The organism is Streptomyces koelreuteriae (assembly GCF_018604545.1).
Taxonomy (GTDB): Bacteria; Actinomycetota; Actinomycetes; order Streptomycetales; family Streptomycetaceae; genus Streptomyces; species Streptomyces koelreuteriae.
Genome location: NZ_CP075896.1, coordinates 2,598,293 through 2,611,494 on the forward strand (window position 1 = coordinate 2,598,293; position 13,202 = coordinate 2,611,494).

A 13,202-nucleotide genomic window follows, 5' to 3' on the forward strand; every position below is an offset into this window, starting at 1 on the left:
CGCCAAAGCCGTCAACCACCGCGGGCCGTCAAGGGTCACCGAACATCAACTACTGCGCCGTGTCACGAACTCGGCGAGGGCCAGCAGACCGCCCGCCGCCTCCGGATCCGGCACCGCGCGCGCTAGCTGCTGCATCGCCCGCGCCATCCGGTCGGCCGCCTGGCCCTGCGCCCAGTCACGGCCACCCGCGCGCTCCACGGTCAGGGCGATGTGGTCCAGGTCCTCCTTCTCGCAAGGCCGTGCGTACAGTTCGGCCAGCTCGGCGGCCGCCGGCGTACCGGAGGTGAAGGCCGCGACGACCGGCAGTGACTTCTTGCGGGCGGCCAGGTCCGCACCGACGGGCTTGCCGGTGCGGTGCGGGTCGCCCCATATACCGATGACGTCGTCGATGAGCTGGAAGGCGAGCCCGGCCTCACGGCCGAACGCGTCCAGCGCCGCCACATCCCCGTCCCCGGCGCCCGCGTACAGGCCCCCGATCGCACAGGCACTCCCCAGCAGTGCGCCCGTCTTGGCCTTCGCCATGGCGAGCACCTCCTCGAGGGTGACGTCGCCGGGGTCGCACCGCTCCATGGCCGTGTCCGCGTGCTGCCCCGCGCACAGTTCGACCACGCAGTCCGCGAGCCGGACCGCCGCGGCCCGGGCCGCCGGGTGCGGATCCGTCGCCAGCAGTCGCAGGGCGAGCGCCTGCAGCGCGTCCCCGCCGAGGATCGCGTCGGCGTCTCCGAACACGGTCCACGCGGTGGGCCGGTGCCGACGGGTGGCATCCCGGTCCATCACGTCGTCGTGCAACAACGTGAAGTTGTGGACAAGCTCCACCGCCGCGGCCGCCCGGACCGCCCCCGCCCGTGCCTCGGGCCCCCCGAGAGCGGACGCCGCGGCCAGGACGAGCGCGGGGCGGATCGCCTTGCCCGAGCCGCCCTCGGACGGTGTTCCGTCCGCCTCCTCCCAGCCGAAGTGGTAGAGCGCGATCCGGCGCATCGGCCCGGGCAGCGAGTCGAGCGCGGCCCGCAGCACCGGGTCGACCTCCGCCCGGGCCCGCTCCAGGAGCATGACCGCCTCGTGCCCCTCGGCCGGTACGGGCCGGCCGTCCCGCTGCGTCCCGATGGACCCCCGCCTTTCCGGCACTCCGGCCGCGCCCCGAAGCTCGGCACCTCGCTGCTCACCCGGGGCGGCACGCTGCTCATCACGGGCGGCTCGCTGCTCACCAGGGGCGGGCAGCGTCGCCTCCGTCCTGAACTCCGTAAGGGACTCACCCATGGGACCGCCTCGGAGTATGAGCGGACGGTGGCGCTTCCGCTGCCGCTGGGCGCGTACCCCCAGGGTGTACCCGCCCGGGCGGACAGGGACACGGCCGATGCACCGGGAGCGTCACCGCCAGCGGCCGATCTCGACGTTCTCCAGGACTCCGAGCGCGTCCGGTACCAGCACCGCGGCCGAGTAGTAGGCCGTGACCAGGTACTTGATGATGGCCTGTTCATTGATGCCCATGAAGCGCACCGACAGACTCGGCTCGATCTCGTCCGGGATGCCGGAGGCCCGCAGCCCGATGACACCCTGGTCGGCCTCGCCGGTACGCATGGCGATGATCGACGTCGTACGGGCCTCGGTCACCGGGATCTTGTTGCACGGGTAGATCGGCACACCGCGCCAGGTGGGGATGCGGTTGCCGCCGACGTCGATGGTCTCGGGCACCAGCCCGCGCTTGTTGAGCTCACGCCCGAACGCGGCGATCGCACGCGGGTGGGCGAGGAGCAGTTTGGTGCCCCGGCGCCTGCTGAGCAGCTCGTCCATGTCGTCCGGGCTGGGCACACCGTCGTGCGGCTGGATCCGCTGCTCGTACTCGCAGTTGTGCAGGAGCCCGAAGTCGCGGTTGTTGACGAGCTCGTGCTCCTGGCGCTCCTTCAGCGCCTCGACCGTCAGCCGGATCTGCTGCTCGGTCTGGTTCATGGGCTGGTTGTAGAGGTCGGCCACGCGCGTGTGCATGCGCAGCACGGTCTGGGCGACGCTCAGTTCGTACTCGCGGGGACTGGCCTCGTAGTCGACGAAGGTGTGCGGGATGTCCGGCTCGCCGGAGTGGCCGGAGGAGACGTCGATCTCCTTCTCGCCGTACTTGTTGGAGCGCTGCTCGGGGATCGCGCGGCTCTGGTGCAGGTGTTCGCGCAGCGAGTCCGAGCGCTCCGCGATCTGCGCGAACTCCTGTCGGGGCAGCACCAGCACGGTGCACGCGGTGAGCGCGCGGGCCGTGTACTCCCAGATCGCGTCCTCGTCCAGCAGGGCGTCCTCACCGAAGTAGGCGCCGTCGGCGAGGACTCCGAGGGACTCGTCGTCCCCGTACGGTCCCGTGCCGACCTTCTCCACCCTGCCGTGCGCCAGCAGGTACACCTCGTCGGACGGGCTGCCGAACGAGGCGATCACCTCGCCCGCCCGGATCTCCCGCTGCTCGCAGCGACGGGCGATCTCGGAGAGCACCTCCTGGTCCTCGTACGACCGCAGCGCCGGCAGTTCGCCCAGCTCCGCGGGGATGATCTCGACGCGGTCGCCGGTCTTCACGAACGTCACCCGGCCGTCGCCGACGGCGAAGGTCAGCCGCCGGTTCACCCGGTACGTACCGCCCTGGATGTCCACCCAGGGCAGCGTCCGCAGCAGCCAGCGGGAGCTGATCTCCTGCATCTGCGGCACGGACTTGGTCGTGGTGGCCAGGTTCCGCGCGGCCGCCGTGCCGAGACTCTGCTGCGGCTTGGTCTCCTCCGTGCGGACCTCTTCGCCTACCGACATAGAGAACTGCCCTCCCGGTTATGCCCAACGCCCATATGCCTCGGGCATCGATGTCCACGGGCAAGCCTTCCTCACTCAGCGTCGCGGTGCTATTACCCGAAAGAGGGGGAATGGATCTTCGTATCACTGGGCAGAGGAGGCCCTTTTTGGACTTCGAAGGTGCCGTGGCCCGAGCCGGGCCGGGTGGCGACAACCCGTGGAAAGCTGTCGCTCACGCCCCTGGGGAGCGGGCCTGCCGGGATCTAGCGTGATGAGCCGTTCCCGTCCCGGCTCCAGAAACGGCCCCATCGATGCAGTACATCGCGCCGATCGGCATCGGCATCCTCTACGCCCTGCTGATGTCCCTGGTCCGCGAACCGCACCGGCGGCGCCTGAACGCGGTGATGGTCGCGGGCGCCGGTGCCGCGTATCTCAGCGGCGGTGGCATGGGCGGCTGGGAGTTCCCCTTCACCGCGCTGGTCACCTACGTCGCCTTCCGCGGTCTGGAGTCGTGGACGTGGATCGGCGTCGGCTGGCTGCTGCACACGGCGTGGGACCTCGTCCACCACGTCAAGGGCGCCCCGATCATCCCGTTCCTCCACACCTCGTCCCTGGGCTGCGCGATCTGCGACCCGGTGATCGCGCTCTGGTGCCTGCGAGGCGGACCCTCGCTCGTCGAGTTCGTGCGTGGCCGACGCCGCCCCGAGGGTTCCGAGCCGACACCGACAACGACGGCCGGCTGACGGAGCGGGCCGACGGCCGGGCCGCCTTCGCCCCGAGTCACAATGACGGGGTGACCAGCCCCGACGCCCCCGACGCGCCCGGCCTCGCGGCCCTGCGCCCCCGGCTGCCCTCGCCGGTGCGGGAAGTCGTCGACGACCGGTTCGAGCGCCGGGGCGTCCGGCTGCTGCTGAAGCGGGACGATCTGATCCACCCGGAGCTGATCGGCAACAAGTGGCGCAAGCTGGCGCCGAACCTCGCGGCGGCGGCCGGTCGCCCCGTCGTCACCTTCGGCGGCGCCTACTCCAACCACCTGCGCGCCACGGCCGCGGCCGGGCGCCTGCTCGGCATTCCCACGGTCGGCGTCGTACGCGGCGACGAACTGGCCGGCCGCCCCCTCAACCCCTCCCTCGCACGGTGTGCGGCCGACGGCATGCGGCTGCACTTCGCGGACAGGACGACGTACCGCCGCAAGTCGGAGCCGGAGGCCCTGGCCGGCATCCTTCGCGCGGCTGACGCCGAGGGCGCCTACGTCGTCCCCGAGGGCGGCAGCAACGCCGAGGCCGTACGCGGATGCCGGGCGCTCGGCGAAGAACTGCGCGACCGGGCCGATGTCGTGGCCGTGGCCTGCGGCACCGGAGGCACGCTGGCCGGACTGGCCGCCGGGCTCGCTCCCGCGCAGCGCGCTCTGGGCGTGCCGGTCCTCAAGGGCGGCTTCCTGACCGCCGAGACCGAGGCCCTGCAGCGGCAGGCCTTCGGCGGCCCGCGCGGCTCCTGGAGCCTCGACGACCGCTTCCACTTCGGCGGCTACGCGCGCGTGCCCGACGAGCTCGACGCCTTCGCCGCGAACTTCGAACGCCGTCACGGCCTGCCTGTCGAACGCCTGTATGTGGCCAAGCTGCTCTACGGCCTCGTCGCCCTGGCCGACGAAGGCGCCTTCCCGCGCGGGACGACGGTGGCGGCCGTCATCACCGGCCGCCCCTTCCCGTGACGGCCGGCAGCGCCTCGTCACACCCGACCCGGCCTCCGGCAGCAGGGCAGCCTCTCCTGACGCCCACAGCGACTCCTCGCCGTCCCTACGCCGCCTCCCGGAAGGCCGCCGCCTCCTCCAGGTCCAGCCTGCGCAGCAGGGTCCGCAGCATCTCGTCGTCGATGTACCGGCCGTCCCTGAGTCTGACGAACACCTCGCGCTCGGCGCTGATCATCTCCCGCGACAGCCGCCGGTAGGTGTCGTCGACGGACTCCCCGGTGACCGGGTTGGCCTGCCCGAGCCGTTCCCAGACGGCGTTGCGGCGGCGCTCCAGGACGATGCGCAGCCGGTCGGCGAGCGGGGCGGGCAGGGCGTTGCGCTCGTCGGCGAGGAGTTCGTCCAGGCGCCGCTCGGCGGCCCGGGAGGCCTGCGCCTGGGCGTTCGCCTCGGCGAGCGTCTCGGCCTGGACGTCCCGTCCGGGGACCTTCAGCAGCCGGATCAGCGGGGGCAGGGTCAGGCCCTGCACGACCAGGGTGGCGATGACCGTCGTGAAGGTCAGGAAGAGGATCAGGTTGCGGTGCGGGAAGGGCACCTCGCCGTCGTGCATGGTCAGCGGGATGGAGAAGGCGATGGCCAGCGAGACCACCCCCCGCATACCGGCCCACGCGACGATGAACGGCCCCTTCCAGGTCAGGCTCGCCTCCCTCTCCCGGATCCGGGCCGACAGCAGCCGGGGCAGGAAGGCCGCCGGGTACACCCAGACGAACCGGGCCGCGACGACCACCAGGAACACGACGAGCGCGTACCAGGCGGCTTCGGCGCCCTCGTACTGTCCGAGGCCCTTCAGGACCACCGGAAGCTGCAGTCCGATCAGCGCGAACACCGCCGACTCCAGGACGAAGGCCACCATCTTCCACACCGCCTCCTCCTGGAGGCGCGTGGCGAAATCGACCTCCCACGCGCGGTGTCCCAGGTAGAGCGCGACGACCACGACCGCGAGGACACCGGAGGCGTGCACCTGCTCGGCGACGGCGTAGGCGACGAACGGGATCAGCAAGGAGAGCGTGTTCTGCAGCAGCGCCTCCTTCACGTGCGTGCGCAGCCAGTGGATCGGCGCCATCAGCAGCAGCCCGACGACGACACCGCCGACCGCCGCGAGCAGGAACTCGCCGATACCCCCGGCCCAGGTCGCGCCCTCACCGATGGCGGCCGCGAGGGCCACCCGGTAGGCGGTGATCGCGGTGGCGTCGTTCAGCAGGGACTCGCCCTGGAGGATCGTGGTGATCCGGGACGGCAGCCCGACCCGGCGTGCCACCGCCGTCGCCGCGACGGCGTCCGGCGGCGCCACCACCGCGCCGAAGACCAGGGCCGCGGTCAGCGGCAGGTCGGGCACGATCAGGTACAGGGCCCAGCCGACGACGAAGGTCGCGAAGAGCACGTAGCCGACGGACAGCATCGCGACCGGCCTGAGCTGGGCTCTCAGGTCGAGGTAGGAGCTGTCGGTGGCGGCCGTGTACAGCAGCGGAGGCAGGATGAGCGGCAGGACGATGTGCGGGTCGAGCGTGTACTCGGGCACCCCGGGGACGTAGCTGACCGCCAGCCCGATCGCCACCAGCAGCAGCGGCGCCGGCACCGGGGTGCGCCGCGCGGCCGCCGCGATCGCGGCACTGCCCGCCACCAGCAACAGCAGTGGCATCACGTCCATCGTTCTCGCCCGCCCTCTTTTTTCCGCGCGGTCTTCCGCTCGACCGTCGTAACCTGGCAATCATGAAACAGTGCACGCACGCCGACGCGCTGCCGCACCCCGAACCCGGCCCGCTCAGCGAGACGTGTCCGGAGTGCTTGGCGGAAGGCATGGATCCGGTGCAACTGCGGCTGTGCCTCAGCTGCGGTCACGTCGGCTGCTGCGACTCCTCGCCGGGGCGGCACGCGGCGGGGCACCACAAGGAGTCCGGCCATCCCGTGATGCGGACGCACGAGCCCGGGGAGACCTGGCGATGGTGCTTCGTCGACCATGTCCTGGTGTGACTCGGCAAGACCCCGGCGGGGGACGGTTCGACCGTCTGACGTCTGGGTACGTCAACCCGGCGCGCGCTCTTCCCATTTGGGCCCGCCCAACCCCTAGACACGGAGCGTATCCACAGGTTTACTGTGAGTGACGACAAGGGGTTGGGGTCCCGAGGACAGAACCGTCGAGAGCGCGATAGCGTCACCGCTGAACCACGTATCGCGTTACCCCGGGGGGCGACCCTCGGCCCTGAAACGCTTGTACCACCATGGAGGTGAGGGTGTCCCAGATCGCAGGCGAGCCCGCGACCCAGGACTTCGTGGAAGTCCGGCTGCCGGCCGCGGGTGCCTACCTGTCGGTGCTGCGTACGGCCACGGCCGGTCTCGCGGCCCGTTTGGACTTCACCCTCGACGAGATCGAGGACCTGCGCATCGCGGTGGACGAGGCCTGCGCGATCCTGCTTCAGCAGGCCGTGCCCGGCTCGGTGCTCAGCTGTGTGTTCCGCCTCGTCGACGACTCACTCGAGGTCACTGTCTCGGCTCCGACCACGGATGGCCATGCCCCCTCGCGGGACACCTTCGCCTGGACCGTCCTGTCCGCCCTCGCGGGCAAGGTCTCCTCCGCCGTGGACAAGGACAAAACCGTTTCGATCAGCCTCTACAAACAGCGCGGCGCGGGACCCGGGCCGGCGTGAGGAGCGAGGACGGGCCGGTGCGGGACGAAGAGCGCAGCACACAGGAGCTGCCGGCCGAGGGCACGGGCACGAGCGGTCCGAGCGGGGCCCGGCGCATGGCGGACGGCATCGACGGCATCCCCGAGCAGGCCCGCCCGCACCCTGAGGACGACTCCGCGGGGGCCGTCCTCCAGGGCGGCGGGCCGCTGGACCAAGGCGGTGCCGTGCGGAGCGCGCCTCCGGGCGGGGGGATCACCGCATCCCCTGTCCCAGGGGGTCCTCCCACTCACGCGAAGTCGAGAGTGGCGGAGGAGGCGAGGGCTCGGGGAAGGGCGACGGGCGGGACGATGAGCGAGCACGAGCGGGACTCCGAGCATCAGGCACCGAGCGCGCCCCGCGCACAGGGTGCGCACCATGGCTCTCCGGACCGCAGCGGGGCGCGCGAGATGTTCCTCAAACTGCGCACCCTGGGGGACAGCAGCCCCGAGTACGCGGAACTGCGCAATCAGCTGGTCCGCATGCACCTGCCGCTCGTCGAGCATCTCGCACGCCGCTTCCGCAACCGCGGCGAGCCGCTGGACGACCTCACCCAGGTCGCCACGATCGGACTGATCAAGTCCGTCGACCGTTTCGACCCGGATCGCGGCGTGGAGTTCTCGACGTACGCGACCCCGACGGTCGTCGGCGAGATCAAGCGGCACTTCCGGGACAAGGGCTGGGCGGTGCGCGTCCCGCGCCGGCTGCAGGAGCTGCGCCTGGCGCTGACCACGGCCACGGCCGAGCTCTCGCAGCTGCACGGCCGCTCCCCCACGGTCCACGAGCTCGCCGAGAAGCTGGCGATCTCGGAGGAGGAGGTCCTGGAAGGCCTGGAGTCCGCCAACGCGTACTCCACGCTGTCCCTGGACGTCCCCGACACCGACGACGAGTCCCCGGCGGTCGCGGACACCCTCGGCGCGGAGGACGAGGCGCTGGAGGGCGTGGAGTACCGGGAGTCCCTCAAGCCGCTGCTGGAGGACCTCCCGCCGCGGGAGAAGCGGATCCTGCTGCTGCGGTTCTTCGGCAACATGACCCAGTCGCAGATCGCGCAGGAGGTCGGCATCTCCCAGATGCACGTCTCGCGGCTACTGGCGCGCACACTCGCGCAGCTGCGGGAGAAGCTCCTCGTCGAGGAGTGACGGCTACTTCCCCACGTTGTCGGGGTTGCCGGGCCCGCGGATCCCCAGGGCCCGGGTCGTCTCGGGGTTCACCAGCAGGACGAGCGACGTGACGGCCACGACCGCGAGAGCGATCCCGGCCGGAATGGCCATGCTGTCGGCCTGCAGCAGGTTGTAGGCCACCGGCAGCGCCAGGAGCTGGGTGATGACGGCCGGGCCGCGGCTCCAGCTGCGCAGGGCGAGCAGACCACGGGCCGCGAGCAGCGGCAGCAGTGCGAGCACCACGAGCGTGATGCCTCCGGTCACGGCTTGCTGCCGGTCGTCCGGATGCCCCGTGAGGCCGAGGACGAGGATCCACACGCCGCCGACGACCAGCGCGAGCCCCTCGAGCGCGGCCAGCAGCGCGGCGTACGTCAGACGCCGGGGGCGGGGGCCGGTGGTTACCTCGGTGGTGGGGGTCTGCTCACTGCTCACCCCTGAAGAGTAGCCCTCGTCGTACGCGCCTCCCGTAGCCAGGTTCACCCCTGGTCTCTTACCGGATCCCTACCTCGGTCTGGGCCAGGTACCCCCCAGTAGGTACGCTGCCAGTCATGCGTGCACTTCTCGTGGTCAATCCGGCGGCAACCACCACCAGTGCGCGCACGCGCGACGTACTGATCCACGCGCTCGCCAGCGAGATGAAGCTGGAGGCGGTCACCACCGAGTACCGCGGCCACGCGCGCGACCTCGGCCGGCAGGCGGCGGACAGCGAGGACATCGACCTCGTGGTGGCCCTCGGCGGCGACGGCACGGTCAACGAAGTGGTCAACGGCCTCCTGCACGCCGGCCCCGCCCCGGGGCACCTCCCCGGCCTCGCCGTGGTCCCGGGCGGTTCCACCAATGTCTTCGCCCGCGCCCTCGGCCTGCCCAATGACGCCGTGGAGGCCACCGGCGCTCTGCTGGACGCCCTGCGCGACGGCAGCGAACGCACCGTCGGCCTGGGCCTGGCCTCGGGCACGCCCGGCACGGAGGACGAGACGGTGCCGGCCCGCTGGTTCACCTTCAACGCGGGGCTCGGCTTCGACGCCGGAGTGGTCGGCCGGGTGGAACAGCACCGCGAGCGCGGCCGGAAATCCACACACGCTCTCTACGTACGCCAGGTCGTGCGTCAACTCCTCGGTGAGACCAATCGCCGGCACGGCATGATCACGCTGGAGCGGGCCGGCGAGGATCCGGTCACCGATCTGGTGCTGTCCATAGTCTCGAACACCTCCCCGTGGACGTTTCTGGGGAATCGCCCGATCTACGCGGCACCTAAGGCCTCGTTCGATACCGGGCTCGATCTCTTCGGTCTCAGCCGTCTGTCCACCGCCGCTGTTGCCCGGTATGGGACCCAGTTGCTCACTTCGTCCCCCGAGCGTGGACCCCATGGCAAACACGCCACTTCCCTGCATGACTTGACCGAGTTCACCTTGCATTCCAAGGTGCCGCTCCCCCTCCAGATGGACGGTGACCACCTGGGTCTGCGAACGAGCGTGACGTTCACAGGCGTACGCCGTGCACTGCGTGTGATTGTGTGAGCAGAACTGGCTAAAGTCCTTTCACTCGAACGTTTAGGCCAGGATCCACCCCATGGAAGTACGGCTGTGACCTAGTCGACACCGAAGAATCAAAAAAAACTTTCCAGAAGGGGTTGTATCCGCCGCTGAGGTTTGCGAGTCTCTACGTGGCGATCGGGATGGCCCGCAAGACCGGCCTCCACTGATCACCAGAATCCCTCTCCACATCACAGGACCTACGCCAGGGAACCTGGCGGTCGGCCCTTCACTTGTTGAGGGATTCGTGAAAGCGTTCACATTCACAAGCAAGCCCTGCACGTAATACCAAGGAGAGGTAGCAGCCATGGACTGGCGTCACAACGCCGTTTGCCGCGAGGAAGACCCCGAGCTCTTCTTCCCCATCGGCAACACCGGTCCTGCGCTGCTGCAGATCGAGGAAGCCAAGGCCGTCTGCCGTCGCTGCCCGGTAATGGAGCAGTGTCTGCAGTGGGCGCTCGAGTCCGGCCAGGACTCCGGCGTCTGGGGTGGTCTCAGCGAGGACGAGCGCCGTGCCATGAAGCGCCGCGCCGCCCGCAACCGGGCTCGTCAGGCCTCCGCCTGACAACCCACCCCTGCTGACAGCCTGAGCTTGGCGGCGCGTACAGCGAGTACGCATCTCCCGCCCCCGAGCCGCAGCGCGCAGTTCCCCCGATGCGCTTAGCAAAGCAGCAACGAGCTTGAGCCCCGGGCCCCCAAGTGGCCTGGGGCTCAATGCTGTTCGGGGGGCTTCGCCGACGAGCCGCCGTTTCCCTACTTCTGTGACCGCACGGGGATGTCGAGGATCACGCGGGTTCCGCGCTCCGGGGCCGGGACCATGTCGAAGGTGCCGCTCAACTCGCCCTCCACCAAGGTCCGTACGATCTGCAGACCGAGGTTGCCCGCGGTGTGCGGATCGAAGCCTTCCGGAAGACCGACGCCGTCGTCCTGAACGGTGACCAGCAGCCTCGCTTCCTTGGTAGTACCGCCGCGGATCGCCGACACCTCGACCGTGCCGGTGTCGCCCTCGCGGAAACCGTGCTCCAAAGCGTTCTGCAGAATTTCGGTCAGCACCATGGACAAGGGCGTGGCGACCTCGGCGTCGAGAATGCCGAAGCGGCCGGTGCGCCGGCCCGTGACTTTACCCGGGGAGATTTCCGCGACCATGGCCAGGACACGGTCGGCGATGTCGTCGAACTCGACGCGCTCGTCCAGGTTCTGAGAGAGCGTCTCGTGCACGATCGCAATCGATCCGACGCGTCGCACCGCTTCTTCGAGGGCCTCGCGGCCGCGGTCGGACTCGATGCGCCGGGCCTGGAGCCGGAGCAGGGCGGCCACCGTCTGGAGGTTGTTCTTGACCCGGTGGTGGATCTCCCGGATCGTCGCGTCCTTGGTGATCAACTCGCGTTCGCGGCGACGGAGTTCGGTGACGTCACGGAGCAGGACCAGCGAGCCGATGCGGGTGCCCTTGGGACTGAGGGGGATCGCGCGGAACTGGATGACCCCGTCGGTGGCCTCGATCTCGAACTCGCGCGGCGCCCAGCCGCTGGCGACCTTGGCGAGCGCCTCGTCCACCGGGCCCCGGGTCGGGGCGAGTTCGGCGGTGGTCCTGCCCAGGTGCTGGCCGACCAGGTCGGAGGCGAGGCCGAGCCGGTGGTAGGCGGAGAGGGCGTTCGGCGAGGCGTACTGGACGAGGGCGTCGGCGTCGAGCCGGATCAGTCCGTCGCCCACGCGGGGCGAGGCGTCCATGTCGAGCTGCTGGTTCGCGAACGGGAAGGAGCCGGCCGCGATCATCTGCGCGAGGTCGGAGGCGCTCTGCAGGTAGGTGAGCTCCAGGCGGCTCGGGGTACGCACGGTGAGGAGGTTGGTGTTGCGCGCGATGACGCCGAGGACGCGCCCCTCCCGCCGGACGGGGATCGACTCGACCCGGACGGGAACCTCTTCGCGCCACTCCGGGTCACCCTCGCGTACGATGCGGCCCTCGTCGAGGGCGGCGTCCAGCATGGGCCGGCGGCCTCGCGGGACGAGGTGGCCCACCATGTCGTCCTGGTACGAGGTCGGTCCGGTGTTGGGCCGCATCTGGGCGACCGAGACGTACCGGGTGCCGTCGCTCGTGGGGACCCACAGGACCAGGTCGGCGAAGGAGAGGTCGGAGAGCAACTGCCACTCCGAGACCAGCAGGTGCAGCCACTCGAGATCGGTGTCGTCGAGTGCGGTGTGCTGGCGTACGAGTTCGTTCATGGAGGGCACGTGTGCGAGCGTACCCGGGGGTTTGTACGGCTCTGAAATGTTCGGATGCTCCACGGGCCCTGAGACACCCGCGGGCCGCGGCGCCTGAGAGGGACCCTCAACCCTCTCGGCACCGCAGCCCGGAGCAGCATCGGCCGTGGGGTGTGCGGTCCCGGTCGGCCGAAGGATGAGGACCCGGGGCAGTCAGGGCAGAGAGCCCTCGGTTCCTCGGTCCGTCCTCCTGTGCGGGGAGGACGGAGGCTTGTACGCGCTTCGCAAGCGCCTTCGTACGCATTGTGGACTAGACCACTAGGAGGTGTCCATGCGTTGGAGGCTGTTCGTTGTTGTGCTGTCTTCCGCGCGTCGGACGCAGTGACGTCCACCACGCAGCCTAACCCTTGTGGGTTCCTGTGCGGGGCCAGATGGTCATGGCAATTTCCGCGACCGCCTCCAGTTCCTCCCGGCTCGCCCCGTCCCGCGCCTGTTGTGACATGCCCTGGATCATCGCGCCGACGTGACGGGCCAGGGCGGCGGCGTCGGTGTCCGGGGGCAGCACGCCGGCGGCGACATCGGCGCCGATACGGCTCTCGAACGCGGCGATGTTGGCGTTGCGGCGGTCCCGCAGCGACTGCTCGACCTCGGTGTCCGAGCAGTTCGTGGCCGCGTGGACGACGAGGCAGCCGTGCGGGTGGCCGGGTTCCGTGTACGCCGTGGCGGCCTCGCGCAGCGTGCGCTCGACGGCGGCCCGGGCGGTGGGCTCCTCGGCGAGGGCGCGGTCGGTGAACGAGCCGTGACCCGTGCCGTATACGCGGACGACCTCCTCGAAGAGGGAGCGCTTGTCGCCGAAGGCCGCGTAGAGGCTGGGGGTGCCGATGTCCATGACGCGGGTGAGATCGGAGACCGACGTGGCCTCGTAGCCGTGCTCCCAGAAGGCCAGGAGGGCCTTCTCCAGTGCGGTTTCACGATCGAAGGAGCGGGGGCGGCCGCGAGGCCTGCCCTTCTTCTTGCCGTCCCCCGCGGTAGCCACCCTCCGGTCGTCCGCGGTGGCGGGCCGCTCCGGCTTCGCGGTCGCGTCGTCGTCGTTCACCATGGGGTGCATTTTATAGCGGACGCTAGAGAAATGTCGGCGGGCTGCTGTACG

General features: G+C 70.3%; 13 protein-coding genes. 7 read left to right on the top strand and 6 right to left on the bottom strand.

The features are described from left to right. Positions 1 to 45: 45 nt before the first annotated feature. Both KJK29_RS11320 and KJK29_RS11325 read right to left on the bottom strand, forming a co-directional pair. Positions 46 to 1,257 carry a family 2 encapsulin nanocompartment cargo protein polyprenyl transferase gene (locus KJK29_RS11320; RefSeq protein WP_215118586.1) on the bottom strand — a complete coding sequence of 404 codons (1,212 nt, stop codon included), beginning with the start codon at positions 1,255 to 1,257 and terminating at the stop codon, positions 46 to 48. A gap of 111 nt (positions 1,258 to 1,368) precedes the next feature. Continuing rightward, positions 1,369 to 2,775, bottom strand: coding sequence for a family 2B encapsulin nanocompartment shell protein (locus KJK29_RS11325; RefSeq protein WP_215118587.1), 1,407 nt, complete (start codon positions 2,773 to 2,775; stop codon positions 1,369 to 1,371). Positions 2,776 to 3,065: 290 nt separating this feature from the next. On the opposite strand from KJK29_RS11325, the gene KJK29_RS11330 reads away from it, so the two are divergent. Next, entirely contained in the window at positions 3,066 to 3,497 is a 432-nt protein-coding gene (locus tag KJK29_RS11330) for a DUF6010 family protein (protein WP_215118588.1), read from the top strand. A 50-nt stretch (positions 3,498 to 3,547) separates the two neighbouring features. Next, positions 3,548 to 4,465 (top strand): 1-aminocyclopropane-1-carboxylate deaminase/D-cysteine desulfhydrase, encoded by a 918-nt coding sequence (locus KJK29_RS11335; RefSeq protein WP_215118589.1) that lies wholly within the window; start codon positions 3,548 to 3,550, stop codon positions 4,463 to 4,465. An 85-nt stretch (positions 4,466 to 4,550) separates the two neighbouring features. Here the strand turns inward: KJK29_RS11335 and KJK29_RS11340 are convergent, their stop codons facing one another. Next, the gene (locus tag KJK29_RS11340; protein WP_215118590.1) at positions 4,551 to 6,149 is read right to left on the bottom strand and encodes a Na+/H+ antiporter; all 1,599 of its coding nucleotides are present in this window, start codon (positions 6,147 to 6,149) and stop codon (positions 4,551 to 4,553) included. Between the two features lie 62 nt (positions 6,150 to 6,211). On the opposite strand from KJK29_RS11340, the gene KJK29_RS11345 reads away from it, so the two are divergent. The 3 genes from KJK29_RS11345 (at position 6,212) to KJK29_RS11355 (ending at position 8,300) form a co-directional block, all read left to right on the top strand. After that, complete coding sequence (locus KJK29_RS11345) at positions 6,212 to 6,472, top strand: UBP-type zinc finger domain-containing protein (protein WP_107455506.1); 261 nt, start codon at positions 6,212 to 6,214, stop codon at positions 6,470 to 6,472. Positions 6,473 to 6,732: 260 nt separating this feature from the next. After that, complete coding sequence (locus KJK29_RS11350; protein ID WP_003992877.1) at positions 6,733 to 7,146, top strand: ATP-binding protein; 414 nt, start codon at positions 6,733 to 6,735, stop codon at positions 7,144 to 7,146. A gap of 17 nt (positions 7,147 to 7,163) precedes the next feature. Further along, positions 7,164 to 8,300 carry an RNA polymerase sigma factor SigF gene (locus tag KJK29_RS11355; RefSeq protein ID WP_215118591.1) on the top strand — a complete coding sequence of 379 codons (1,137 nt, stop codon included), beginning with the start codon at positions 7,164 to 7,166 and terminating at the stop codon, positions 8,298 to 8,300. 3 nt (positions 8,301 to 8,303) lie between these two features. Here KJK29_RS11355 and KJK29_RS11360 read toward each other — a convergent pair whose 3' ends face one another. Next, positions 8,304 to 8,753 (bottom strand): hypothetical protein, encoded by a 450-nt coding sequence (locus KJK29_RS11360; protein WP_215118592.1) that lies wholly within the window; start codon positions 8,751 to 8,753, stop codon positions 8,304 to 8,306. Between the two features lie 116 nt (positions 8,754 to 8,869). On the opposite strand from KJK29_RS11360, the gene KJK29_RS11365 reads away from it, so the two are divergent. Together KJK29_RS11365 and KJK29_RS11370 are read left to right on the top strand one after the other, a co-directional pair. Next, the gene (locus KJK29_RS11365; protein ID WP_215118593.1) at positions 8,870 to 9,838 is read left to right on the top strand and encodes a diacylglycerol/lipid kinase family protein; all 969 of its coding nucleotides are present in this window, start codon (positions 8,870 to 8,872) and stop codon (positions 9,836 to 9,838) included. 322 nt (positions 9,839 to 10,160) lie between these two features. After that, a complete protein-coding gene (locus KJK29_RS11370) occupies positions 10,161 to 10,418 on the top strand; it encodes a WhiB family transcriptional regulator (protein WP_016639615.1) in 258 nt (85 codons plus the stop codon). A 188-nt stretch (positions 10,419 to 10,606) separates the two neighbouring features. Here the strand turns inward: KJK29_RS11370 and KJK29_RS11375 are convergent, their stop codons facing one another. Together KJK29_RS11375 and KJK29_RS11380 are read right to left on the bottom strand one after the other, a co-directional pair. Then, positions 10,607 to 12,073, bottom strand: a complete 1,467-nt coding sequence (locus KJK29_RS11375) for a sensor histidine kinase (protein WP_215124232.1) — start codon at positions 12,071 to 12,073, stop codon at positions 10,607 to 10,609. Between the two features lie 379 nt (positions 12,074 to 12,452). After that, positions 12,453 to 13,151 carry a TetR/AcrR family transcriptional regulator gene (locus tag KJK29_RS11380; RefSeq protein ID WP_251057762.1) on the bottom strand — a complete coding sequence of 233 codons (699 nt, stop codon included), beginning with the start codon at positions 13,149 to 13,151 and terminating at the stop codon, positions 12,453 to 12,455. Positions 13,152 to 13,202: the final 51 nt, after the last annotated feature.

Bases quoted from the DNA above. Each gene is read 5' to 3' on its own strand.
- KJK29_RS11320 (WP_215118586.1), bottom strand. From the start codon at position 1,257: ATGGGTGAGTCCCTTACGGAGTTCAGGACGGAGGCGACGCTGCCCGCC.
- KJK29_RS11325 (WP_215118587.1), bottom strand. From the start codon at position 2,775: ATGTCGGTAGGCGAAGAGGTCCGCACGGAGGAGACCAAGCCGCAGCAG.
- KJK29_RS11330 (WP_215118588.1), top strand. From the start codon at position 3,066: ATGCAGTACATCGCGCCGATCGGCATCGGCATCCTCTACGCCCTGCTG.
- KJK29_RS11340 (WP_215118590.1), bottom strand. From the start codon at position 6,149: ATGGACGTGATGCCACTGCTGTTGCTGGTGGCGGGCAGTGCCGCGATC.
- KJK29_RS11345 (WP_107455506.1), top strand. From the start codon at position 6,212: ATGAAACAGTGCACGCACGCCGACGCGCTGCCGCACCCCGAACCCGGC.
- KJK29_RS11365 (WP_215118593.1), top strand. From the start codon at position 8,870: ATGCGTGCACTTCTCGTGGTCAATCCGGCGGCAACCACCACCAGTGCG.
- KJK29_RS11370 (WP_016639615.1), top strand. From the start codon at position 10,161: ATGGACTGGCGTCACAACGCCGTTTGCCGCGAGGAAGACCCCGAGCTC.
- KJK29_RS11375 (WP_215124232.1), bottom strand. From the start codon at position 12,073: ATGAACGAACTCGTACGCCAGCACACCGCACTCGACGACACCGATCTC.
- KJK29_RS11380 (WP_251057762.1), bottom strand. From the start codon at position 13,151: ATGGTGAACGACGACGACGCGACCGCGAAGCCGGAGCGGCCCGCCACC.